The following is a 21141-nucleotide window of genomic DNA, read 5'->3' as shown; positions in this document are numbered from 1 at the left end:
CATGAATACCCCTGACCTCGGATACCGCATGGGCACTGGCGCGCGCGCCGGCGCCGTCTATGACGAGGGCCTGCGCAGCCACATGCTGCGCGTCTATAACTATATGGGCATTGGCCTCGTCGTCACCGGCATCGTCGCCATGGTGGTCGCTTCGACGCCGGCCCTCTACGTGCCGATCTTTTCCAGCCCGCTGAAATGGGTGGTGATGCTGGCGCCGCTCGCCTTCGTGTTGCTGTTCTCGTTCAAGATGCAGACGATGTCGGCGGCGAGCGCCCAGTTGATGTTCTGGGCCTTCTGCGCGGTGATGGGCCTGTCGCTGGCTTCGGTGTTCCTGGTCTTCACAGGCACCAGCATCGCGCGCACCTTCTTCATCACCGCTACCATGTTCGGCGCCACCAGCCTCTACGGCTACACGACCAAGCGCGACCTGACCCAGTTCTCGTCCTTCCTGATCATGGGCCTGATCGGTGTGGTGATCGCCAGCGTCGTCAACATCTTCCTTGGCTCGACCGCGCTGCAGTTCGCCATCTCGGTGATCGGCATTGCCGTCTTTGTCGGCCTGACCGCCTGGGACACGCAGACGATCAAGGAACAGTATGCGGAGAATTTCGACGCGGAATCGCAGCAGAAGCTTGCCGTTTTCGGCGCGCTGTCGCTCTACCTGAACTTCGTCAACATCTTCCAGCTGCTGCTGAACTTCACCGGCGAACGCGAATAGTCGAACCGTAGCAAGGCAACAATCTCGATCTCGCAGTGGCCGGAGGAGAATCTCCGGCCACTGTCGTTTTGGCGTGGAGACATCGCTCCTCTATCAGCGCGATGTCGCTGCGCCCTTGAGTCCATGCGGGCTTTTGCTAACCTGCCGCTCGCACGCAGCTTTCCGCGAGAACGCATGGAACAAGTGACGCTTCAGGGCGACGGCATCTCGGCAACCATTGTCGGGCAGGGGGCCGAGCTCGTCTCCTTGCGCAATGCCGAGGGTCTGGAGTTTTTGTGGCAGGCCGGGCCGGAATGGCGGCGGCATTCGCCGGTGCTGTTTCCGATCGTCGGCCGGCTGAAGGGGGACCAGCTTCGCCATCGGGGCCGGGTCTATCCCCTGACGCAGCACGGATTTGCCCGCGACAAGCCATTTGTGTGGGCTGACGCGAGCCCCCGATCCTGCACGCTGGTGTTGACCGACGATGCCGATACACGCACGCGCTATCCGTTCGCCTTTCGCCTTGCCATCACCTACACCCTCGAGCGTCGCGAACTTGGTGTGAGCTTCGAGATTGCCAACACCGGCGACGAGACGCTGCCAGCCTCCATCGGTGCACATCCGGCTTTCAATTGGCCATTGCAGCCGGGGCTCGCCAAGACAGACTACCACCTGACCTTTGCCCAGGACGAGCCGGCGCCGATCCGCCGGCTGAAGGATGGCCTGGTGCTGGCTGCACCGCGGCCGACGCCTATCGAAGGCAAAACGCTGGCGCTTTCCGAACAGCTGTTCGAGGCAGACGCCGTGATCCTCGACCGGCCGGCCAGCACCAGCGTGCGCTATGCCGCCGCGAACGGTGCGGCGATCGAGATGTCGTGGCAGGGTTTTAAGGAATTGGGCATCTGGTCGAAGCCGGGCGGCGCTCCGTTCCTGTGCATCGAACCCTGGCACGGGCTTGCCAGCCCCGTGGATTTCGATGGCGAGTTCGCGGACAAGCCGGGCGTGATGCTGATCGCGCCCGGTGAAAAGCGCGTGCTGAGCTATCAGGTACGGCTCGAGCATGCGCCGCTGTGACCGATGAACCAGAGACAGGCGCGATGAAACTTGGCTTCATCGGCACGGGTGCCCTTACAGCGGCCATTGTCAGCGGGCTCAAATCCGTCGCGGATAACTCCGTCTCCGTGCTGCTGTCGCCGCGCAATGAAGAGATCGCCGCAGAGCTGGCAGCCCGTTATCCGGATGTGCGTATCGCTGATGACAATCAGGCGGTTCTCGATCAATGCGACCTGGTCATGCTGGCTGTCCGGCCGCAAATTGCGCATGACGTCCTGCCGGGTTTGCGGTTTCGGCGCGAGCATCACCTCATCAGCTTGATCGCCACGCTGCCGCGCGAGGAGATTGCCCGCTTGACCGCACCCGCGCACCAGGTGACGAAAGCGCTGCCCATGCCGATGATCGCCCACCGGCTGGGGGCAACGATCATCTGCCCGCCGGATGCCACTGTCGCTGCCTTGTTCGGCAATCTGGGGAAAGTGATCGAGGTCGAGAACCCAGCCGAATTCAACGCGTTGAGCGTGGCCACCGCAACCTATGCCAGCTACTTTAGATATCTCGATACGATTAACAGCTGGCTCAAGAGGAATGGCGTGGAGGAAGGGAAGGGGCGCGATTACATCGCCTCGCTTTTCAAAGCCTTGGGATGCGCTCCTGATATGTCGCCGGATGCCGACTTCATGCATCTGGCGCAGGACTATGCGACGCGCGGCGGCATCAACGAACAGGTTCTTCGCGAACTCACGGCGCGAAACATGTTCGAGGCGCTCACCGAGAGCCTGGACGGCGTACACCGGCGCATCGTCGGCGATACGCCTTGATGGGCGGTACCTTGAAATTCCCTGATGATCAGGAGTATGGCTCCAACGGATGTTCCGGACCGTTTCGGGAGGGTCGGCGGGTGCCTGGATGCTTGAAATTGGGCTTTGTGGCAGCGGCGCTGGCTGTGCTGATTGTCTTTCCGGTCGCTGCCGCCGACATCGACCGCGCCAGCCTCTACCGCGCGCAATCGGTGACCAGCGGCACTGGCGAGGAGAACCGGGCCTGGGGCCTGGCGCCGTGCCTTGAAGAGGTGCTGGTCAAGGTTTCCGGCGACCCGCGGCTGATCGGCGACCCGCGTGTTGCGGACATGAGCCGGCACGCGGCCGACTATGTCACTGGTGTCGGCTACCGCGACCTGCTCAACAACCGCCCGCCGCATGACGAGCAGGGCACCCACGACCGGCCGCATTACATCACCGCCGATTTCGACCCGGACAAGATCGATGCCTTGCTGGCGTCGCTCGGGCGCAAACCGTGGGCGGTGCCGCGGCCAAAAATGGTCGCACTGCTGGATGTAAGGCCGATGAAAGGCGACGGCTTCACGCTGGTGCGCGATGGCGGCGGCGAGCTTGCGGCGGATATGCGCGTTGCGCTGGCGGACGCGGCGCACCGGACCGGTTTGCCGCTGGAGTTGCCTCGGCCGTCCGACGTCGCGCTCGCCGACGTGGCCAACACGCTGGATGGGGACGCCCTGCTTGCCGGCACTTTGGTATGGCGCCAGGAAGCGCTGGGCTGGGTCGGCGACTGGCGGCTCAGCTTCAAGGATAAGGAGTATCGCTGGCAGGTACGTGGCGTCAGTTTCGACGATGCGTTCCGCAACGCCACGCGCGGAACGCTGCAGATCCTGTCGGGCAATGGAGAGCCGGAAGCCGTCACGCCCTGACTTCAAGGGAACCTTCTTGCCCGAGCGCCGTAAACAAAGTGGCGGGCAAGCTTTGAGCAAGGAGGTATAATTGCAACATCGCCGGATCGACATTGACGGAAACAGCATCTTCTATCGCGAAGACGGCCCGCCTGATGCTCCCGTCCTTCTCCTGCCGCACGGCTATCCGTGCTCGTCCTATCAATTCCGACGGTTGATGCCGGCACTTGCCGATCGCTGGCATACATTCGCGCCGGACTTTCCCGGCTTTGGCTACAGCGGCACGCCCGAAATGTCGGACTTTGGCTATGATTTCGATGCCTATGCCGGGTTTCTGACAGCTTTCGCCGATGCGCTCGGCACGTCGCGCTATGCGCTCTGGCTGCACGATTATGGCTCTCAGATCGGACTGCGCCACGCCATCGCACATCCCGAGCGCATCGCGGCACTCATCATCCAGAACGGCGATATATACCAGGATGTTCTCGGGCCGAAATACGCTGGGATAAAAGCCTATTGGAAGGAAAAGACGCCCGAAAAGCATCGGCCGTTGGAAGAGGCGGTAAGCGAGGAGGGCTTCCGGCACGAGTTTGTCGGAGAGGTGGATGACGCTGTAGCCGAGCGCGTGCCTCCCGATCTTTGGAAACTCCACTGGCCTTTGATGGACACGCCGATCCGCCGGCGGCTCGCGGTCAACCTGATGGAGAAGTTGGAGGCGAACCTCGGCTGGTTCCCCCGCTATCAGAGCTTTCTGCGCGAGCACCAACCTCCGACGCTCATCGTTTGGGGTCCCGAGGATGGTTACATGCCGGCGCAATCGGCGCATGCCTACCAGCGCGATTTGCCGGAAGCAGAACTTCATCTCATCGGCGGCGCCGGCCACTGGTTGCTCGAAACCCATTTCGATGAGGCGCTTCCGCTGGTGCGCGATTTTCTGGCGCGCGTCCACAGTCAGGAAGCGAAAGGGACGGGCAGGGCGGCCGGCCGGGCGTAGACCCCTCCGTTGCGGTCATCGGATCGATCTGCAACCATGGCGTCATGATGGAAAAGTCTGCCGCGCCCTGGCCTCTGCTGCAAATCGCGATCGAGCCGAAGTCGCGGGCCGATCAGGAGAAGCTGCTTGTCACTTCGTCCAAGCTCGCGCCTGACGACCGCGACCCGTCCGCTGCCATGGCCATGGCCAGATGACGTCGCCAAAATTCTCCTCGCGGGCAGGGTTCCTTGTCGGCCTCGGCATCACGCCCGTCGCCTTTTTCCTGGCGCTCTATTCGGCCGGAGCCGGGCATGGCGACTATGGGCTGGCGCGACTTCTCTATCCGGTCCCCATGCTGGCAACGCTGTTGACCAACACAACGATCACCGGCCTTTCCATCGGATTGGCTGCGCTGCAGTTTCCTGCCTATGGGGCATTTGTTGCGGGCGCCGGCGGCTCCAGATGGCTGGCCCTTGGCGTCTTCCATCTTGTTGCAATCGCAGCAGCCTTCAGCGGCCTCCTGGAAAGCTTCTCGGGATGACGCTCCTGTTCGTTATCCTGGTGCCAGCCCGTCGAGCAGGAAGTCGAGGCCTTTGCGAAAGGCGCCATCCCAATCGCTAAGGGGAGAGGGGGGAATCGACCTGAAGCAGCCGCTCGTTAATGAGGCGATCATCCCATACCTGCACCTCGATGAACTTGTCATACTTCATCGTTGGATCGGTCTTCCAGCGCTCACCGGGCATCCCAAATTCGGCCACGACGGCTTCGATCTCACCAAGAGTAAACACTTGCCCGTGGTATCGCTTTCGTTGGGGGCGAAGATCGTCACGCGTCGCGATCGGAAGACTTGCCATGCTGTCTGGATAGGTGAAAGTGAGCGTCTCCGGTGGGAACTCTCGCAGTCGCATAACGAGTGAGCTTGGCCGTGACGGGTCTTTGCCGTCGGCAAAGTCGCCAAGCTAAGAAATAGACCGGACGCTCTAGCTTCGTGGGCCCAAGCAGTCGGCGCCGTTCTCGAATGAGCCATTCCTCCGTTAATCGTCGCCTCTCCAAGTAGTTTGCTTTGATAGCGCGCAGCCCAGACGCTCTGATCTCGTCAAGAACCCGTTCTGCCTGCTCTTCGGACAGCTCGCAAATATTTCTGCACGGTCCTCGACGGGGATCGTAGTTGTGAGTGATGACCTCGGGGAACGATTGCATTCGGGGAAGCTATACGAACCGCGCGTCAGCAGGCCAGATCGCTGGCAGATGGATGCCCCTGAGGGTACCCGTTGGGACGTTGTCGGCAAATCATGCGTTGTATCGCAACCATGGGATGGTGGGATGGTGACCGCCCAGTGAGCGCCGGCCTGCATCTCAGTCAGCAGGGCGTATATTGGCACGCCGCTAATGGAAGCAGCAGCCACATATGAAAGTCGCATAAGATAGATTATGGAACTTATGCATCAGGCCGCAGCTGGGAAAGGACGCGGACTTTCATAGAGCGTTTCAGATTTTGACAGAAGCGTGAGAGTGGTTTTGTGATTCAAGATGCTGGCTGGATCGGAGGCCAGCATCAGATGACTTGGCATGAGCCGTTGGCCAACGCTACGCTGTGTCGATGACGACAGGAAAGCGTGACATCGAAGCGGCGATCGAAGTGTTCGTGCACGGCTTCAGCACCGACAAGAGCCGCACCTTTCCATACGAAGCCAGCCGCGTCGGACCCTTGTGGCTGATGCGCGATGCCGAGCGCAAGAATGCACGCGACTACCGTGGCGAAGAATGGATCGTCCATGACGTCGCCGCCGAGGAAGCCGATGCCATCGTGCGGCAGCATGCGCGGCCGGGCTTTGCCGTTTCGGTCGTGATCGCGAATGACGGCCCGGACGAACCAACGCGAACGGCCTACAAGGCGCTCGGCTACCGGCTGCTGCGGACGGAAGGCTTTTTCATCCAGTCGCTGCGCCAAATTCCAGACCCGCCAGCAATCGTCTCTATCGAACGCGTGAGGACGGCTGAACGCGCTGCACAACTGGGAAAGGTCATACGCAGGCGGCCACTTCCAGACGATCAACTCGGCGACGATGCGCCGTTTCGCCAGTATGTGGCGCTCGATGGCGACGCCATCGTCGGGCGTGTGCGCAGCATAGACGCCGTCGGCGCCACATGGTGCTCGGCAATGTTTGTCGAGCCTTCGCACCGGCGTCGAGGCATCGGCCAGGCGCTGATGGCCAAAATGCTGCATGACGACAAAGCGCATGGGTCGCGGTGCTCGATGCTGTTGGCGACGCGTGCCGGAGCGCTGCTTTATCCCCGCATGGGCTATGAGCGGATTGGAACGCTGTTGATCTTCGCGCCGAAGAACCGAACGTCCTTATAAAGATCTGCTCGTATCATGCTGTCTCATAAAGGAATTTCGATCACCATGCCGTCATAGGCCGGAGTGACGTTGGCCGGCACCTCGGCCTTCACCGTGGCATAGTCGAGCGGCACATGCATATGCGTCAGCACGGCCTGTTTCGGCGCCAGTTTTTCAATCCAGCCAAGCGCCTGAACGAGCGACAGATGACTGGGATGGGTATGGTACTGCAAGGCATCGATGACCAGCATTTCCAGGCCGCGCAGCCGCTCGGCGGTGGCATCCGGGAAGTCGCTTATATCGGGGCAGTAGGCCAGCCCGCCGATGCGGAAGCCGAGCGAAATGATGTCGCCATGGATCTGCGGCAGCGGCTCGAGGGTGAGGGCACCGCCCTCGCCTTCGATCGTCACCGCCCTTGCGTGATCGATGATGTGCGGCCTGACGATCGGCGGATAGGAACTGCCAAACGGCGTCTCGAAGCAATAGCCGAACGCTTCGCGCAGCCTGAGCATGGTCGGCTGGTCGGCATGGACATCGATCAAATGGCGCTGCTCCAGCACGTAGCCGCGCAGATCGTCGATGCCGTGGATGTGGTCGGCGTGCGGATGCGTATAGACGACGGCGTCGATGCGCCGGACGGCCGCCATCAGCATCTGCTCACGGAAATCAGGCCCGGTGTCGATGACGACCGTGGTTCTGGCGCCGTTGGCTGCTATCCGCTCGACGAGCGCGGCTGAGCGTGTACGCCGGTTTTTCGGATTGGCCGGGTCGCAATTGCCCCAATCGCCGGTGATGCGCGGCGTGCCAGGTGACGAGCCGCAGCCGAGGATGGTGAGGCGCAGCCGGTCGCTCATGCGTCAGAGCCCGGCGGGCCGCGGCATCTTGCCGAACAGCCGGAAGAAGTTCGCCGTCGTCAGCGTCGCGATCTCGGCTTCGCCAACGCCGACCGTCTCCGCCAGCACCTTGGCTGTATGCGCGACATAGGCCGGCTCGTTGCGTTTGCCGCGGAACGGCACCGGCGCCAGATACGGTGCGTCGGTCTCGACCAGCAGCCGGTCATGCGGCACATCGGCTGCGATGGCGCGTAAATCGGCTGAGTTCTTGAAGGTCAGTATGCCCGAGAAGGACACATAGCCACCAAGCTTGACGCCCACGTCGGCCAGCCGTCGCCCCGACGAAAAACAATGCAGGATGAAGGGGAAGGCGCCCTTCCCTGTTTCGTCTTCGAGGATGGCAGCCATGTCGTCATCGGCATCGCGCGAATGGATCACCAGCGGCAAGCCGGTCTCGCGCGCGGCCGCTATGTGAGTACGAAAGCCCTGCGCCTGCGCATCGCGTGGCGCCTTGTCGTAAAATAGTCGAGCCCGGCCTCGCCGATCGCCACCACCTTCGGGTGCGCGGACAGGCGCACAAGGTCCTCAGCCGTCACATCCAGCTCTTCGCCGGCATTGTGAGGATGAGTGCCGACCGAGCAATAGATTTCGTCGAAACTCTCGGCAATCTCAAGCACTTGCGCAAACCGCTTCACGCGTGTCGAGATGGTCACCATGTGACCTATACCGGCAGCCTTGGCGCGGGCGACGATGGCCGCCCGCTCCTCGGTGAAATCCGGAAACTCGAGATGGCAATGGCTGTCGACCAGCATCAGGCGCTCGCCTCAGGGTTTTCGACATAACGCGGAAACACGCCCTCCGGCGCGGGCAGCGCCGTGCCGGGCACCAGCGCATAGTCGGCATGGACATGCGCGAAGTCGCGCGTGTCCGCCGGCACCGCCAGCAGATCGAGCAGCTTGCCGGCCGACCCCGGAATGTAGGGCTGGCACAGCAATGCCACGCGCCGCACCAGTTCGGCGGTCGTCCACAGCACCGTTTCCATGCGCGCAGGATCGGTCTTCTTCAGCGCCCAGGGTGCCTGCGAGGCGAAGTAGCGATCCGCTTCCGCCACAACGCCGAAGATCGCCGCCAACGCGAGATGGATGCCCTGTTCCGCCATCGCCTGGCGCGCGGTACCCAGCGCTTCCACCGCCTGGTCGAGGATCGCGCTGTCGGCTTCGGTCAGCTCGCCGCGATGCGGCACCACGCCGCCGCAGTTCTTGGCGATCATCGACAGCGAGCGCTGCGCCAGATTGCCGAGACCGTTGGCGAGATCGGCATTGGTGCGGTTGACGATCGCGTCATGGCTGTAGCTGCCGTCCTGGCCGAATGGCACCTCACGCAAGAAGAAATAGCGCACCTGGTCGAGGCCGTAGTGCTCGACCATGGTGAAGGGGTCTACGACATTGCCGACCGACTTCGACATTTTCTCGCCGCGGTTGAACAGGAAGCCATGCGCGAAGACGCGCTTCGGCAGTTCGATGCCGGCCGACATCAGGAAAGCCGGCCAGTAGACGGCATGGAAGCGGACGATGTCCTTGCCGATAATGTGCGTGGCCGGCCAGTAGCGCCATTGCTCGGCCTTGGTGTCGGGATAGCCGGCAGCGGTGATGTAGTTGGTCAGGGCATCGACCCAGACATACATCACATGCTTGTCGTCGCCCGGCACCGGCACGCCCCAATTGAAGGTCGTGCGCGAGATCGAGATATCCTTGAGGCCGGACCTGACGAAGCTCATCACCTCGTTGCGACGCTCGGCCGGACCGACGAAATCGGGCTGGCTTTCGTACAGCGCAAGCAATTTGTCCTGATAGGCGGAAAGCCTGAAGAAGTAGCTTTCCTCCTCATTCCATTCGACCGGCGAGCCAAGTGGCTCGCGGCGCACGCCGTCGTCGCCGAGCGTGGTTTCGCTCTCTTCGAAATAGGCTTCCTGGCGGACCGAATACCAGCCGCTATAGCGGTCAAGATAGATGTCGCCATTGGCCGCCATAGCCTTCCAGATCGCCTGGCACGACTCGTAGTGGCGTGGTTCCGTCGTGCGGATGTAGTCATCATTCGAGCCGCCCAGGACCTCTGTCATCGAACGGAAGATCGCCGAGTTGCGGTCGGCAAGCGCGAGTGGCGTTATGCCTTCCTTCTCGGCCGTCTGCTGCATCTTGAGGCCATGTTCGTCGGTGCCGGTGAGGAAGAGCACGTCCTTGCCGTCCAGGCGCTGGAAGCGGGCCAGCGCGTCGGTTGCAATGACCGTATAGGCGTGGCCGATATGCGGCTTGCCGTTCGGATAGAAAATCGGTGTTGTGATGTAGAATGTGTCGCGTAACATGAATTAACCGTCATGAATGGCCGAATGAATGTGAGCGGTGGATATCGCATCGAGACGGCGATTGCCATCCCGCCCCAATGCCGAAACCGGTCACATTCGCATTGCGGAATTCAGGCGGTCGATCATGGTCAAGGCGTGCTGCTTCTTGTCAAGATTGTAGGTATCGGTCTCAGATATGGCGTTCAGCGCCTCGTGCCAAGTGTCGGACAGCGTTTTCGCCCGCGCGAGATCCCCAGCCAGCGCGGCTTCACTGGCGCCGGTGGAGAGCAGATCGAGCGCGCGGCGGTTGAAGATGTCGAACTGGATCGCCTGGTCGCGGCCGGCGACGGCCTCGGCAAGGCGATAGGCGCCGGCGATGTCGCTCCTGCCCGACGTGACCAGGGCGTCGAGCGTGCCGGCAATCTCCAGCCCGCCATATTGGGTCAGAAGGATCGCATTGCGGGCGCTGCCCCCTGCCCGTTCCGCCAGTGCCGCGCGCGCGGCAGGATCGGAAGGTGGCGGCGGCTCGACGGTTTCCAGAACGCTCATCAGGCTGCCGGCATCGAGCGGCGTCAGCCGCACCATCTGGCAGCGCGAGCGGATGGTCGGCAAAAGGCTGCCCGGCGCATGCACGATGAGGATGAACAGCGTGCGGCTCGGCGGCTCCTCGAGGTTCTTCAGCAAGGCATTGGCGGCGTTGGTGTTCATGTCGTCGGCCGGATCGACGATCACCACCCGGTAGCTGCCGTCATGCGAGGTCAGCGACAGGAAGCGGTTGACCTTGCGGATCTCGTCGACGGTGACGACAGTCTTGAAACTCTTGGTCTTGTCGTTCAGCGGCCGGGTCAGGTGCAGCACGCCGGGATGCGCCCCGGTGGCGATCTGGCGAAACAGCGATGAGGCCGGATCGGGAACGGCAAACACATCCGGCGCCTGGTCGAAGGCCGGATGCTTCAACAGATGGTGCGCCAGGTGAAAGGCAAGCGTCGCCTTGCCGATGCCGATCGGCCCGGCAAAGATCACCGCATGCGGCAGTTTTCCCGAGCGATAGGCGGCAGCGAGCATCGCGGCCGCCTGCTCATGGCCGACCAGGCGCAGCGTCTCGGACGGCTCCGGTACACCGTCCAGCGTGTCGTGCTGCTCGGGAGCGATGCGTTCGAAGATCATGCGGGCGCCGCCTGTCGGTTGCGCGCGGGCGCCCTCGCCTCAAGTGCGGCGAACACCACCGCGGTGATGACATCCTCCACCGTAGCGGGAGGCGCCGACGCGTCGATCACGATGCAGCGGTCCGGCTCGGCGGTTGCGATCGCCAGGAAGGCGTCACGGCGGCGCTGGTGGATGTCCAGCGTCTCCTTTTCGAAGCGGTCCGGACCGTCCTCGGCGCCACGCCGCGCGGCGGCGCGCCGCAAGCCCTCGGCGGGGTCAATGTCAAGGATCAGCGTCATGTCCGGCATCATGCCGTTGATGGCGACCTCCTCCAGAGCTTCCATGAAAGCCGGATCGAGGCCGCCGGTGACGCCCTGATAGACGCGCGACGAATCCAGGAAACGGTCGCAAAGCACGATGGAGCCGCGCTCCACCGCCGGCCGGATGACCTGCTCGACATGGTCGGAGCGCGCGGCGGCAAACAGCAGCGCCTCCATCTTCGGCCCGAAAGGCTCGGCGGCGCCGGACAGGAGCACGTGCCTGACCGCCTCGGCGCCGGGTGACCCCCCGGGTTCGCGGGTGAGGAGGACATCGTATTTCTTGGCGCGCATCTTCTGGGCCAGCCGTTCGATCTGCGTCGACTTGCCGGCGCCCTCGCCGCCTTCGAAGGTGATGAAAAATCCGCTTGCCAATCGAAAGGCCTTTGTCCTGCTTTGCGCTGGTGTCTTAGTCCGCGCCCGAGAAAAGGTCCACGCCGCAGGAACTCAACGCAGCCAGCCTACGGCCAGTTCCCTGGCGGCATCAAACGCGCGTTGCGGCAACGTGCCGACGCCGACCGATTCGGCGGCGAAAAGCGGCGTTTCCTGGCTCAGCGTATCGCCGATCCAGACGCGCAGCGCGCCGACGGGTTGCCCCTCCTCCACCGGCGCCGATACCGGCCCCTGATAGACGATCCTGGCGGTCAGCTTGTCGCGGTTGGCGATCGGCAGCAGGACGTCGATCGGCGCCTTTGCCTTCAGCGCTACGCTGGATTTGGCGCCGCCGAACACCTGGGCCTCGCCGACCACTTCGTTGCTGGCGAAAATCTCGGTCTTCTCGAAGGAGCGGACGCCCCATTCGAGCAGCTTGCGCGCTTCCTCGGCGCGCTCGCGATCATTGGCCAATCCGCTCATCGCCGCGAACACCCTGGTCCCGTCATGGCTGACCGAGCCGACGATGCCGAAACCGCCCGCCTCACTCGACCCGACCGCCAGCCCATCGGCACCGATGCCCATGGCCAGCAACGGGTTGCGGTTCTTTTGCGAGATCTTGTTCCAGGTGAAATCGGCCCGGCCGTAATAGAGATAGAGATCCGGATATTCGCGCCATATATGCAGGCCAAGCTGCGCCAGTTCGCGCACCGTCGTCTGCTGGCCGTCGGCCGGCAGGCCAGTCGAATTGACGAATGTCGATTTCGCCAGCCCGATCTTGCGGGCGCGATCGTTCATCTGCGCCGCGAAATTCTCTTCCGAACCGGCCATGCCTTCGGCCAGCACCATGCAGCCGTCATTGGCGGCCTGTATGGTGACCCCCTGGATCAGGTCCTCGACCCGGATCGCCGATTTGAGCTTGGCAAACATGGTCGACGTTCCCGAAGGCGCACCGCCCTTGCGCCAGGCATTTTCCGAAACCACGAAGGTGTCGTCGAGGCTCATGCGCTTCGACTTGATGGCGTTGAAGACCATCTCCATGGTCATCAGCTTGGCCATCGAGGCCGGCGGGATCGGTTGGTCTGCATCCTTGGAAAACAGCACCGTGCCTGTCTCGGCATCGATCATGAATGCCTGCGTGGCCTTGGTCTCAAAAAGCTGCGCGTTGGCCGGAACCAGCGCGGCAAGCAAGAAGCCAAGGCCAAAAAGCCCGGCAAAAGGGTGGAAAAGGCGAAATCGCATGAAGAGGCTCGACTGTTAGCCGGCAGAAACTTGCCGCAACGCTATCAGGCTTCTTCCCGGCGGATCAACCGCGCAATGACAAAACCGGCGTGCCTTTGTTGGTCAGTTGCGCACAGCCAGCGCGTCCGGCGCGCCATGCGACCATGCCGCGCGCAAGAGGTCGTCGACATTGCCATGGCCATCCGGATAGAGATTGACCGCGTACCAGTCATTGCCGTCGAGTTCGGTGCTCTGGATTTCGGTCCTGCCGAACGGTTCGAGAGCCGCAGCCACCCGCTTTGCCTCGGCAGCATCGTCGAAGGATCCGGCGGCGACATAGTCGGAAACGGCAGGCGATGCCTGCGGGTTGGATTTCTTCCACGATTGCAGGATGTCGGCTGGCGACATGCCCTGATCGTCAAGCGCTGCAAAGACGTCGGCGCGCTGTACGCGCTCATCCGCATAGGAGAGCGAAGCCACGGCAAAGGGCGATTCCGGGCGCTGAGGCACGATCGGCCCGAATTCAGGCAGCGTCACATCGCTTGAGGCCGGTGCCTGCATCGACATCACTGGCTGTGTGTCGGAATTCGTCAACTGACCAGGAAACGGCACTACGGCAGGGGGTGCGCCAACAGATAGGCTCGGCGAAGGTCCGTTCATCGCAACCATGACGCCGGTCGGCAAGCCATCGGACGGGTCCGGGCGGTTGCCCGGGCGGTAGGAGGCGACCAGATATTGGTCGTCGTCGCCGTCGAGCGGTGCGCGGCCAATATATTCCACCTTGACCCTGGCCGTGCCGACCTTGGCATAGTCGAGCATTTGCGCGGCGCGTTCCGAGACATCGATGATGCGTCCCTCGTGATAGGGGCCGCGGTCGTTGACGCGCACGATGACCGAGCTTCCGGTCTCGGTGTTGGTGACACGGGCGTAGCTTGGCAGCGGCATGGTCGGATGCGCCGCCGTCAGATGGGTCATGTCGTAGACTTCGCCATTGGCTGTGAGACGACCGTGGAAGGCATCGCCATACCAGGAGGCGAGACCGACCTTGGCGTAGCGCTTGTCTTCCTTGGGGTAATACCACTTGCCGCGCACCTGATAGGGCTTGCCCAACTGGTCGCGGCCGCCGCCGCGCCGCATGTACTGAACGCGCGGGCTGGCCTTCACGCCGTATTCGGTCTCGGCAAAATATTCCTTCGAGCGAGGCTTCTTGTAGACCATGGCTTTCGGCTCGGACTGCGGCGACGCGCACGCGGCCAGCAACGCAGCCGAAAGAGCGCACAACACCAAAGCAGGAGCGCGACGAAGACGCCGATGCGTCGTGGTCTGCATGTTTTCCGATGTCCCCTACCGTCTCGACACAGGCGCCGCTTCTAGAATTTCGGCGGAGCCAGATGAGCAATGCCTGCGACGCGCCAATCCCCATCCCTTGTGCGCAGGAATTGTTTATCAGCGTATTAATCGATTGTGTCCGGAACCGGGCAGGAATGTGGCGGCCAGGTCCCGGGCTGGCCGGGCGCCTGTGAGGAGGCATCCGAGACCTCTGTCCTTTGGAGTCTGGAAGTGAACCTGTGGCATGAAGCGCGGCTGCCTGGAACCGACCGACCCGAGATACGTTCTGCGCCTCATGGATGAATTCATTGAACGTTTCGGGCAACAGACGTGGCTGCCCTTTTCCGTAATTTCAGCCAGGCTTTTGCTCGCGGCCGTCCTTGGCTCCATCGTTGGGATCGAACGCGAATGGCGTAACCGGCCGGCCGGATTGAGGACACACATCCTGGTCTGTGTTGCGACGGCTCTAATTGCCATCCTCACGATCGAGATTACTCATCTTCACGTCTTCGATGGTCAGGAAATCGCCATTGATCCTATCCGCTTGATCGAAGCCACGACTGCCGGCGTGGCATTTCTGGCCGCGGGCTTGATCTTCTTCTCCAAGGGCGAGGTTCAAGGGCTTACCACTGGGGCGGGCATGTGGCTGGCAGGCGCCATAGGCCTGGCGGTTGGGCTCGGGTTCTGGCAGATCGCGGCTTTGGCTACCTTGCTCGCACTTGTCGTGCTGGGTCTTCTGCAACTTGTGCAGGTCGGCAGCAAGGATCGCAATTAGATCCCGGCGCCTTCGAAAACGGGTTCGCAGCTCCGTTCGGGTAACGAACGCCACCCCCTATTATCCATGGCAGCGCCGATGGTTGACTTGGCGCTGGGCAACGCTCTAGAGAAATGAACCGCAAGCTGGTCCGGAAGGCATAGGTCTCATTTGATACCAACTGTCGTTCAGTGGGTCGGTTGATGTTCCTAGATGATTGAAAAATCACGACGGAGGGATGGCCGAGCGGTTTAAGGCACCGGTCTTGAAAACCGGCGTGGGTGCAAGCCCACCGTGGGTTCGAATCCCACTCCCTCCGCCAGATATTTGGCTATCGGATTGTTAAGGCATCGTTTTTTCGGGCAGCAATCCTGGGTGCCTAACTTGGTGCCTAACGTCTCAAATCGATGGAGCGCGCGATGTACGTGAACCCAGACTTGCTTAACCTTGCAGTCGCGGCCGTAGCATTGATCGTCTCAGTGGTGGCCTTGGGATTCTCCATTTTCTTTTGGTACCGGCAGTTTCGGCCGATCCTCACAGCAATGGTTGAGACGCACCACGGGGGCAACGAGGGGATCGCATATGACTTGGTCATCCTTAACTCCGGATCGATCCCTGCAAAGAACATAAGGCTGCTTGTAAGCGATCAGGCAGCGCTCCGGGCGGCGCTAGGCGCCGGCGCCGATGACGAGAACAAGGGCCGATGGTTGGCTTGTTTCGAGCCTTCTAGCGTGATCCGTCTTCTCCAAAACGGTGCTCGGACGTCATGCTCATTTGGTCTGACCCATAGAGATCCGCGCCAGAGCTTTTGGATTGCGCAGGCCGAGTTCCCGATTCAGATCGAATATGAAGGTTGGTTCGGAGAAAAATATCAGCGAGACCTGCCAAATGTTTTGCAGATCGCCGATTCGGACAGTTTTACAGGCGGAATGTGGGGTCCAGTTAAAACACTCGCAGTAAGCCGGCGGAGCTAAATGAAAAGCCCGCCACCGTGAGGCAGCGGGCTTTTCGGAAGGCACTCTCTGGCCACAAGAAACCCGCCGCTGTGAGGGGGGCCCAGGGCGGCGGGTTCTGCACCTTGAATAGAGCGGCCATATTCCTGAGAAAGCCGCTGCACGACATAAACCCGCAGAGGCGGCTCTTTGTTCCAGACAATTTTAAGAACCAGCCAGCACTTCCTGGGATTTCAGATCATCGCCCCACATGACGGTTTCGCCGAAAATGTCTGGACAAGGCTCTGCGTCGGCGCCTTCCTCGTCGTCGGCGTTGTCTAGCTCCAGATCATCGAGGCAGCCAAGCGACGGCTCGTCGTCTGCCGTTTCCTCCAGATCGCAATCTGCCTGCATGAGATCCAGTGCCGTTATCAGGCTCATGGCACGGTCTAGGAGGTCGTTCAGCCGCTTCTCGACAGACTGGCGCCATATGCGCGGGTCGACGCCGTGGGGGCATCCCAGTGGCTTCAGTGTCCGGACGTGCGCGTTCATAGCCGCACCGCCTTTCCATCGCGGTACAGTGGCACATCGAGCCAGCCCGATGGCTGCTTCTGCAGGCCGATAATGTCGTGGTTCCACTCGACAACACCGCTGGGGCAGCGCGGGTCTGTGCCTGCTTCGTAGGTGACCAGCTTCGGCCCGAGCCACGAAGCATCTTCAATCGTACGGCAACCCGGCGCCGAGAACTCGCGACGGTGACCGCCTCCAATGAGCCAGCCGTGATAGCCGGTCGTCAGCTCGTCCATGGCTGCGGCGAACTGGTCGTAGTGGTAGCGGGCTCGCGCCATCGCGGCGTCTGGCTGGGATGCTTCGGCGATGATCGGAACCGCGACGGCCGACGCGAGAGCGCCGACAGCCGAGTTGCGGAGGAACAGGCGGCGGGTGAGGCTCATACCTCGCCGCCCATCCCGGCCAGCCGGGCGATGTCGTTCATGATGAAGTTGAAGTCCGATCCATCGTATTCCCAAATCCGATGCACCCGCACCTTGGAGGCAAGGTCTTCAAGCGTCGCGGCCGGATAGCGAAGAAGCGCGTTGGCCGCATCCGAAGTGCGGTGGGTGGCCTTTGCGTATGCCTTATCTATCTTGCCATAGCCCGTCTTACGGCGAGCAGCAGCATCAGCCTTGTTATAGGCCCGGAGGGCCTCGGCATGCTCTACGCTGGCGCGGCTCGGTTGCATCGTTGCGAGTTCAGCGACAGTCGTCCGGCGCAGCGTTTCGACTTCCTCCGCTGTCATCTCGCCCGCGACTGGTCGCTTACCCCTGACGGAGTAATAACGTAGTTCGGCCGCATTCAGCGCCGGCTCCAAGGAGCGGAGCGCTGCCCATTCGGCAAGAAAAGCGGCTTCGAGCTCGGCAACCTGGGCGCTAGGTGCTGCGTCGGATGGCTTCGTAGCCATTGCGGTTGCGGCGAGAGCAAGCCCCGCCCCGGTCAGGTTGAGAAGGCGGCGGCGGCTGAGATTGGGCATGCCTTCGGCGGCTGCCCGAACAGGTGTGTTCGGCATGTTACTTTCTCCCGTTTGCTAGTTACCAGAACTTGTTTACTATGTCCGGTAACCTAAAAGCGCATTCGGGTGTTGTCAATGCCTTTCTAGGTGTGATAACTAGAAAAGATAACTTGAGAGGCAAAATGCTAACTACTGGAAATCAATTGAAAGCCGCACGAGCCTTGATCGGGATCGAGCAAAAGGAAGTCGCCGACCTTGTTGAAGTCAACGTCAACACAATCCGAAGCATGGAGGCGGCCGGAGCCGGACCCATCGCCGGCCGCTCGCAAAACGTGCAGGCGGTACAGCGGGCATTGGAAGGCCTTGGCGTCGAATTCTTGAACCATGGCAGGCCAGGCGTCCAACTAAAGGAAAGGCCGTGACCACCAACACGCCCCGAGCCCGCATGTCGGCCGCGCGCCGGCAAGCCATCTTCACCGAGCATTGCACCGGCCACAACGTCGCGCCTTGCTGCCTATGCGGCGAGCCGATCCACCGCCGCAACGACCGCTGGATTATCGAACATAAGCGCGCCCTCGCCCTGCTAGGCCCGGACTTGAACACCAACTGCGGCCCGGCTCATTTCGCTTGCGGCGAGGTCAAGACCCACACCCAGGACTTGCCGAGGATCAGGAAGGCCAAGCGCCAGCAAGCCCGGCACGAAGGCACAAAAAGCCGGCGCGAGGGTTTCAGGCCCCGGCCGGCGTTTCGTTCGACTGGCGCCGCAGGCGCTATGTATCTACTGCCCCGAACGTTGCGCCGGACCTGTCAGGTTCCATTGAATGAATGGCGCCCTGTTGCCGGTGATTGTCTCGATCGATTTCAGAAGCGGCTCATGAACGTCTTGAAGCGCGCGGTAATGCTCGCTTTTGTACGACAGGAGCGGCCCGACGATGCTCTTGTGCAAGGCTTCCGCTGCAGCGAGAAAGCGGGCGATTTGTTCCTGGGAAAGCTGTTTTGAAGGTTTAGTCCTAGCCATGGTAGCGAACTCCGTTTCAGGGGATCGCCGCAACGGCTCATTGATTCCTGATCTATTTGGCGCGGGCAAGCCCTACCATCGACCGCCTTACTTGTGCTGCCACACCTTGTAAGCCGAAACTACCAGAATTGCTGCTAATAGCGGGAGCAGGAGTTTTTCAGGAACTATCCCGAGAAACTGCCCTCCGATGAATGTCCCGAGGATTGACCCAACCGCCATCACAAGCAGAAAGGTCTTGTTCCGGCCAATCACTGTAAAACTTTGGTCACGGCTATACCGAGTGAAGCCTACCAGCATCGTTGGTAGGCTCACTGCAAGCGACAGAGAACCCGCCAGCTTGATATCTGACCCGAACAACAGCACGAGCGTTGGGATCAGCAATTCGCCACCCGCGACACCAAGCAGAGAAGCCACGACCCCTATACAAAACCCCGCGATGATGCCTGCAATGATCAGTGCCGCTCCTGTAAAAAGCGGCGACCCGGTAGCCCCAGGATGATGGCCGAAGACCAGGACCACAGCAATCAGGATCAGCAGTGCCGCAATGACCTTGTAGAGTGTTCCGGATTTGAGGCGAGTCGCCCATCCCGCCCCAAACCAAGCGCCAAGGAGGCTTCCGCCTAAGAGGTTGAGGATAATCGGCCACTGCGCTGCCACGTCGCCAAGCGGCACCGTTGCTGCCCGGAAAGGCAAGGCGGACGCAACAACGACCAAGCTGGTTGCCTTATTCAGTATCACGGCTTCGAGGGCAGCGAACCGAAACAGGCCGATAAGGAATGGGAGGCGGAATTCAGCGCCGCCAAGGCCGATCAAGCCGCCAAGCGAACCAACGCCCGTTCCGACAACAAATGCACCAAGGCTGCGACGTTGAATCATCGCGCTCGATATGCCGTAAGTGGAGGCGGATCGCTAGCCCATTTCGCCGGTCGATCGGTTCAGCGTTTCTGCCGACGCTCGGCTTCCATCGTGGCAGTCATTGCAGCCTGCCCGGCTATCAGCGCCCGGATGTCAGATTGCATGAGCCGGAGCTGTTCTAAAGCGTCATCCTGGAATCTCTCCCGCTCTGCCCGGCCGCGAGTGCTGTTGGTTTCCAGCGTCAGCACGCGGTCTTTTAGCTGGGGCAGTTGCTCGCTGACATCCTGAACTTGCGACGCCACGACAGCCGTTGCCTTGGCCTGTTCAATGAACTTGGCATCGAGCCAGCCCATAGCCAGATATCCGAGCATCCCGAGAACCGGCGTTGCGCCGATCATCGACAGACGTGCGATCAAGCGAAGGCCAACACTGTCGGCCAGCTTCTCCATGTTGTCGGTCATAGGCGCTGCCTTTCATGCACTGCTACCAGCATTTGCGGCGCTGCCCGTTACGGTCATTGCCTATAACGCGCTCGTAGCCAGGGCGGTTCGCCTTGATCAAAGCGATTGTCCCTTCAGGGCTCAGGCTGTTCGATTGAAATCCCGCGCAACTGCTCGCAGGCATCGACTGGCATGCCACTCCCGCGCAGGCCAGAAACGCACAGATCATAGTCAGACATACCAGCGAGCTTCGCATTGTCGCCCTTCCTTTCAAGTTCAGCTTTGAGGTCGGCCGCTGCCACTTCGGCGACGCGGCGGTTGTATCCTTGGGTGTCGCCTTTCCAGTGCGCGACCGGATAGACGACAGCGGCAGCAAGCGCGGCGCCGGCCACAGCGGCACCGCCCAGCTTGATCCAGTCCAGCAGGGTAAACATCAGGCCGGCACCGTGCCGAGCGCTTCAGCCAGACGCTTGGCCTTGCGGTTGGTCCACCAGCGATAGGCGCCGCCACAGATCAGCAACAGAGCGCTAACCAGTGCGAGGATGACGACAATCTTGGTAATCCACTCGCTGGCGTAGGACAGCGGCGAGAGCTGTTCCTGAAGGCCTTGGAGCGTACCAGACACACCGAGGCCACCGCCCCCGGCGCCGATGGCGGCATCAGCCGGCGCGGTCGACGGCGCAGTCTTCGCGTCCTGCACGAGCGCCTTTGCCTGCCCGCCTCAATGAAGTTCGCGGCTTGCGGGGCTTCGCCGGTTGCCCAGGCCTTGCCGATCGATCGGACTTCCTTCACGCGGGCCGACCAGCCCTTGCCGAAAACGGCGAAGGTGCCGAGATGGCGCAGGAAGTTCATCCGCGCGTCGCAGATCCGATCAATCAGCGCGTCGTTGTTGTTGATCGCCTTGAGCGCGGTAATCGTACCCATGCCCATAACGCCGTCGATGTTGCCGGTGTAGACCGGCCGCAGCGCTTGCTGAAGGAACATGATGGAGCGGCCAGGCCCGGAATTGACCGCGCCGTCGAACAGCACGTAATCGACGCCATCGGGCAGCAGATCACCCTTCACCGCGTCCCAATATTGCCGGTCGTAAATCTCGTTTAGCTCATCGGTCGAGATGCTCTTGACCGAACGTGTGGCCTGCCCCTTGCCCTTTCGATAGGCGTCATAGACCCGCTGGGTGACGCCCTTCATGGTCGGGCCGCCAGGGTCCTTCTTATTGTTCGAGTACCCGCCTTCGTGCGCCAGCACCTTGGCAAGCGATTCCTTCTCGCGTGAAACGGCCATGGCTGTTCCTTTCGGCCCGATCGGGCGGCTTTAGGTTTTTGGGA

General features: G+C 61.7%; 26 protein-coding genes, 1 tRNA gene and 1 pseudogene. 13 read left to right on the top strand and 15 right to left on the bottom strand.

Annotated elements, in window-relative coordinates:
- Window position 1 precedes the first annotated feature (1 nt).
- The 7 genes from NLY44_RS08050 (at window position 2) to NLY44_RS08020 (ending at window position 4948) form a co-directional block, all read left to right on the top strand.
- Window positions 2-718: a Bax inhibitor-1/YccA family protein gene (locus NLY44_RS08050; protein ID WP_023710521.1), complete on the top strand. Its 717-nt coding sequence runs from the start codon at window positions 2-4 to the stop codon at window positions 716-718.
- 174 nt (window positions 719-892) lie between these two features.
- The gene (locus tag NLY44_RS08045; protein WP_023668938.1) at window positions 893-1771 is read left to right on the top strand and encodes an aldose 1-epimerase family protein; all 879 of its coding nucleotides are present in this window, start codon (window positions 893-895) and stop codon (window positions 1769-1771) included.
- A gap of 23 nt (window positions 1772-1794) precedes the next feature.
- Complete coding sequence (locus tag NLY44_RS08040; protein ID WP_023668939.1) at window positions 1795-2571, top strand: pyrroline-5-carboxylate reductase; 777 nt, start codon at window positions 1795-1797, stop codon at window positions 2569-2571.
- 107 nt (window positions 2572-2678) lie between these two features.
- On the top strand, window positions 2679-3455 hold the full coding sequence (locus NLY44_RS08035) for a DUF8605 domain-containing protein (protein ID WP_245261307.1): 777 nt from the start codon (window positions 2679-2681) through the stop codon (window positions 3453-3455).
- A 70-nt stretch (window positions 3456-3525) separates the two neighbouring features.
- The gene (locus NLY44_RS08030) at window positions 3526-4428 is read left to right on the top strand and encodes an alpha/beta fold hydrolase (RefSeq protein ID WP_023805226.1); all 903 of its coding nucleotides are present in this window, start codon (window positions 3526-3528) and stop codon (window positions 4426-4428) included.
- A gap of 44 nt (window positions 4429-4472) precedes the next feature.
- Entirely contained in the window at window positions 4473-4622 is a 150-nt protein-coding gene (locus NLY44_RS08025; protein ID WP_023696109.1) for a hypothetical protein, read from the top strand.
- Window positions 4619-4948, top strand: a complete 330-nt coding sequence (locus NLY44_RS08020; protein ID WP_023696110.1) for a hypothetical protein — start codon at window positions 4619-4621, stop codon at window positions 4946-4948. The genes NLY44_RS08025 and NLY44_RS08020 overlap by 4 nt, the downstream gene beginning before the upstream one ends.
- A 76-nt stretch (window positions 4949-5024) precedes the next feature.
- Here the strand turns inward: NLY44_RS08020 and NLY44_RS08015 are convergent, their stop codons facing one another.
- Window positions 5025-5261 carry a hypothetical protein gene (locus NLY44_RS08015; RefSeq protein WP_023805225.1) on the bottom strand — a complete coding sequence of 79 codons (237 nt, stop codon included), beginning with the start codon at window positions 5259-5261 and terminating at the stop codon, window positions 5025-5027.
- Window positions 5262-6007: 746 nt separating this feature from the next.
- Here NLY44_RS08015 and NLY44_RS08010 point away from each other — a divergent pair.
- Window positions 6008-6769: a GNAT family N-acetyltransferase gene (locus tag NLY44_RS08010; RefSeq protein ID WP_023736650.1), complete on the top strand. Its 762-nt coding sequence runs from the start codon at window positions 6008-6010 to the stop codon at window positions 6767-6769.
- 23 nt (window positions 6770-6792) lie between these two features.
- Here NLY44_RS08010 and NLY44_RS08005 read toward each other — a convergent pair whose 3' ends face one another.
- The 7 genes and pseudogenes from NLY44_RS08005 to NLY44_RS07975 form a co-directional block, all read right to left on the bottom strand.
- Window positions 6793-7602, bottom strand: coding sequence for an MBL fold metallo-hydrolase (locus NLY44_RS08005; RefSeq protein ID WP_023805224.1), 810 nt, complete (start codon window positions 7600-7602; stop codon window positions 6793-6795).
- A 3-nt stretch (window positions 7603-7605) separates the two neighbouring features.
- Window positions 7606-8393 (bottom strand): annotated as a pseudogene (locus NLY44_RS08000) (TatD family hydrolase).
- Window positions 8393-9943: a methionine--tRNA ligase gene (gene metG / locus NLY44_RS07995; RefSeq protein WP_023805222.1), complete on the bottom strand. Its 1551-nt coding sequence runs from the start codon at window positions 9941-9943 to the stop codon at window positions 8393-8395. Before metG ends, NLY44_RS08000 begins: the two are co-directional and overlap by 1 nt.
- 90 nt (window positions 9944-10033) lie before the next feature.
- Window positions 10034-11089 carry a DNA polymerase III subunit delta' gene (locus NLY44_RS07990; protein ID WP_023745049.1) on the bottom strand — a complete coding sequence of 352 codons (1056 nt, stop codon included), beginning with the start codon at window positions 11087-11089 and terminating at the stop codon, window positions 10034-10036.
- Window positions 11086-11760: a dTMP kinase gene (gene tmk, locus NLY44_RS07985; protein WP_023701723.1), complete on the bottom strand. Its 675-nt coding sequence runs from the start codon at window positions 11758-11760 to the stop codon at window positions 11086-11088. The genes NLY44_RS07990 and tmk overlap by 4 nt, the downstream gene beginning before the upstream one ends.
- A gap of 72 nt (window positions 11761-11832) precedes the next feature.
- Window positions 11833-12999 (bottom strand): D-alanyl-D-alanine carboxypeptidase family protein, encoded by a 1167-nt coding sequence (locus tag NLY44_RS07980; protein ID WP_023805221.1) that lies wholly within the window; start codon window positions 12997-12999, stop codon window positions 11833-11835.
- A gap of 102 nt (window positions 13000-13101) precedes the next feature.
- On the bottom strand, window positions 13102-14307 hold the full coding sequence (locus NLY44_RS07975) for a septal ring lytic transglycosylase RlpA family protein (RefSeq protein ID WP_023701721.1): 1206 nt from the start codon (window positions 14305-14307) through the stop codon (window positions 13102-13104).
- A gap of 295 nt (window positions 14308-14602) precedes the next feature.
- Between NLY44_RS07975 and NLY44_RS07970 the strand changes: the two genes are divergently transcribed.
- The 3 genes from NLY44_RS07970 to NLY44_RS07960 all read left to right on the top strand — a co-directional run bounded on the left by NLY44_RS07970 (window position 14603) and on the right by NLY44_RS07960 (window position 16035).
- Window positions 14603-15082: an MgtC/SapB family protein gene (locus tag NLY44_RS07970; protein ID WP_027050850.1), complete on the top strand. Its 480-nt coding sequence runs from the start codon at window positions 14603-14605 to the stop codon at window positions 15080-15082.
- 211 nt (window positions 15083-15293) lie between these two features.
- Window positions 15294-15383, top strand: a tRNA-Ser gene (locus tag NLY44_RS07965).
- 97 nt (window positions 15384-15480) lie between these two features.
- Window positions 15481-16035, top strand: a complete 555-nt coding sequence (locus NLY44_RS07960) for a DUF8453 domain-containing protein (protein WP_156940994.1) — start codon at window positions 15481-15483, stop codon at window positions 16033-16035.
- Between the two features lie 183 nt (window positions 16036-16218).
- On the opposite strand, the gene NLY44_RS07955 is transcribed toward NLY44_RS07960, so the two are convergent.
- The 3 genes from NLY44_RS07955 to NLY44_RS07945 are packed head-to-tail and all read right to left on the bottom strand — an operon-like array spanning window position 16219 to window position 17557.
- Complete coding sequence (locus NLY44_RS07955; protein ID WP_023805219.1) at window positions 16219-16545, bottom strand: hypothetical protein; 327 nt, start codon at window positions 16543-16545, stop codon at window positions 16219-16221.
- Window positions 16542-16946 carry a hypothetical protein gene (locus NLY44_RS07950; protein ID WP_023805218.1) on the bottom strand — a complete coding sequence of 135 codons (405 nt, stop codon included), beginning with the start codon at window positions 16944-16946 and terminating at the stop codon, window positions 16542-16544. The genes NLY44_RS07955 and NLY44_RS07950 overlap by 4 nt, the downstream gene beginning before the upstream one ends.
- On the bottom strand, window positions 16943-17557 hold the full coding sequence (locus tag NLY44_RS07945) for a hypothetical protein (protein ID WP_156940993.1): 615 nt from the start codon (window positions 17555-17557) through the stop codon (window positions 16943-16945). Before NLY44_RS07945 ends, NLY44_RS07950 begins: the two co-directional genes overlap by 4 nt.
- A 125-nt stretch (window positions 17558-17682) precedes the next feature.
- Here NLY44_RS07945 and NLY44_RS07940 point away from each other — a divergent pair, with 125 nt between their 5' ends.
- Together NLY44_RS07940 and NLY44_RS32930 are read left to right on the top strand one after the other, a co-directional pair.
- Entirely contained in the window at window positions 17683-17922 is a 240-nt protein-coding gene (locus tag NLY44_RS07940) for a helix-turn-helix domain-containing protein (RefSeq protein ID WP_023805216.1), read from the top strand.
- On the top strand, window positions 17919-18500 hold the full coding sequence (locus tag NLY44_RS32930; protein WP_353654460.1) for a hypothetical protein: 582 nt from the start codon (window positions 17919-17921) through the stop codon (window positions 18498-18500). The genes NLY44_RS07940 and NLY44_RS32930 overlap by 4 nt, the downstream gene beginning before the upstream one ends.
- A 105-nt stretch (window positions 18501-18605) precedes the next feature.
- Here NLY44_RS32930 and NLY44_RS07930 read toward each other — a convergent pair whose 3' ends face one another.
- From NLY44_RS07930 to NLY44_RS07915, 4 genes are all read right to left on the bottom strand, one after another.
- The gene (locus tag NLY44_RS07930) at window positions 18606-19394 is read right to left on the bottom strand and encodes a sulfite exporter TauE/SafE family protein (protein ID WP_023805213.1); all 789 of its coding nucleotides are present in this window, start codon (window positions 19392-19394) and stop codon (window positions 18606-18608) included.
- 59 nt (window positions 19395-19453) lie between these two features.
- Entirely contained in the window at window positions 19454-19834 is a 381-nt protein-coding gene (locus tag NLY44_RS07925; RefSeq protein ID WP_023805212.1) for a hypothetical protein, read from the bottom strand.
- Window positions 19835-19947: 113 nt separating this feature from the next.
- Complete coding sequence (locus NLY44_RS07920; RefSeq protein WP_023805211.1) at window positions 19948-20247, bottom strand: hypothetical protein; 300 nt, start codon at window positions 20245-20247, stop codon at window positions 19948-19950.
- A gap of 79 nt (window positions 20248-20326) precedes the next feature.
- Window positions 20327-21097 carry a glycoside hydrolase family 108 protein gene (locus NLY44_RS07915; protein ID WP_286456911.1) on the bottom strand — a complete coding sequence of 257 codons (771 nt, stop codon included), beginning with the start codon at window positions 21095-21097 and terminating at the stop codon, window positions 20327-20329.
- Window positions 21098-21141 lie beyond the last annotated feature (44 nt).

The sequence above is a fragment of the Mesorhizobium sp. C089B genome (assembly GCF_030323125.1).
In the GTDB taxonomy this organism is placed as follows: Bacteria; Pseudomonadota; Alphaproteobacteria; order Rhizobiales; family Rhizobiaceae; genus Mesorhizobium.
The sequence above is the reverse complement of the archived record's forward strand: the minus strand, read 5'-3'. Positions and strand labels throughout refer to the sequence as shown.

Bases quoted from the DNA above. Each gene is read 5' to 3' on its own strand.
- NLY44_RS07990 (WP_023745049.1), bottom strand. From the start codon at position 11,089: ATGATCTTCGAACGCATCGCTCCCGAGCAGCACGACACGCTGGACGGT.
- NLY44_RS07925 (WP_023805212.1), bottom strand. From the start codon at position 19,834: ATGACCGACAACATGGAGAAGCTGGCCGACAGTGTTGGCCTTCGCTTG.
- NLY44_RS07950 (WP_023805218.1), bottom strand. From the start codon at position 16,946: ATGAGCCTCACCCGCCGCCTGTTCCTCCGCAACTCGGCTGTCGGCGCT.
- NLY44_RS08005 (WP_023805224.1), bottom strand. From the start codon at position 7,602: ATGAGCGACCGGCTGCGCCTCACCATCCTCGGCTGCGGCTCGTCACCT.
- NLY44_RS08025 (WP_023696109.1), top strand. From the start codon at position 4,473: ATGATGGAAAAGTCTGCCGCGCCCTGGCCTCTGCTGCAAATCGCGATC.
- NLY44_RS08020 (WP_023696110.1), top strand. From the start codon at position 4,619: ATGACGTCGCCAAAATTCTCCTCGCGGGCAGGGTTCCTTGTCGGCCTC.
- NLY44_RS07940 (WP_023805216.1), top strand. From the start codon at position 17,683: ATGCTAACTACTGGAAATCAATTGAAAGCCGCACGAGCCTTGATCGGG.
- NLY44_RS08050 (WP_023710521.1), top strand. From the start codon at position 2: ATGAATACCCCTGACCTCGGATACCGCATGGGCACTGGCGCGCGCGCC.
- NLY44_RS07970 (WP_027050850.1), top strand. From the start codon at position 14,603: ATGGATGAATTCATTGAACGTTTCGGGCAACAGACGTGGCTGCCCTTT.
- NLY44_RS07945 (WP_156940993.1), bottom strand. From the start codon at position 17,557: ATGCCGAACACACCTGTTCGGGCAGCCGCCGAAGGCATGCCCAATCTC.
- NLY44_RS07930 (WP_023805213.1), bottom strand. From the start codon at position 19,394: ATGATTCAACGTCGCAGCCTTGGTGCATTTGTTGTCGGAACGGGCGTT.
- NLY44_RS08015 (WP_023805225.1), bottom strand. From the start codon at position 5,261: ATGGCAAGTCTTCCGATCGCGACGCGTGACGATCTTCGCCCCCAACGA.
- NLY44_RS07980 (WP_023805221.1), bottom strand. From the start codon at position 12,999: ATGCGATTTCGCCTTTTCCACCCTTTTGCCGGGCTTTTTGGCCTTGGC.
- NLY44_RS08010 (WP_023736650.1), top strand. From the start codon at position 6,008: ATGACGACAGGAAAGCGTGACATCGAAGCGGCGATCGAAGTGTTCGTG.
- NLY44_RS08045 (WP_023668938.1), top strand. From the start codon at position 893: ATGGAACAAGTGACGCTTCAGGGCGACGGCATCTCGGCAACCATTGTC.
- metG (WP_023805222.1), bottom strand. From the start codon at position 9,943: ATGTTACGCGACACATTCTACATCACAACACCGATTTTCTATCCGAAC.
- NLY44_RS08040 (WP_023668939.1), top strand. From the start codon at position 1,795: ATGAAACTTGGCTTCATCGGCACGGGTGCCCTTACAGCGGCCATTGTC.
- NLY44_RS07955 (WP_023805219.1), bottom strand. From the start codon at position 16,545: ATGAACGCGCACGTCCGGACACTGAAGCCACTGGGATGCCCCCACGGC.
- NLY44_RS07975 (WP_023701721.1), bottom strand. From the start codon at position 14,307: ATGCAGACCACGACGCATCGGCGTCTTCGTCGCGCTCCTGCTTTGGTG.
- NLY44_RS07915 (WP_286456911.1), bottom strand. From the start codon at position 21,097: ATGGCCGTTTCACGCGAGAAGGAATCGCTTGCCAAGGTGCTGGCGCAC.
- NLY44_RS07960 (WP_156940994.1), top strand. From the start codon at position 15,481: ATGTACGTGAACCCAGACTTGCTTAACCTTGCAGTCGCGGCCGTAGCA.
- NLY44_RS07920 (WP_023805211.1), bottom strand. From the start codon at position 20,247: ATGTTTACCCTGCTGGACTGGATCAAGCTGGGCGGTGCCGCTGTGGCC.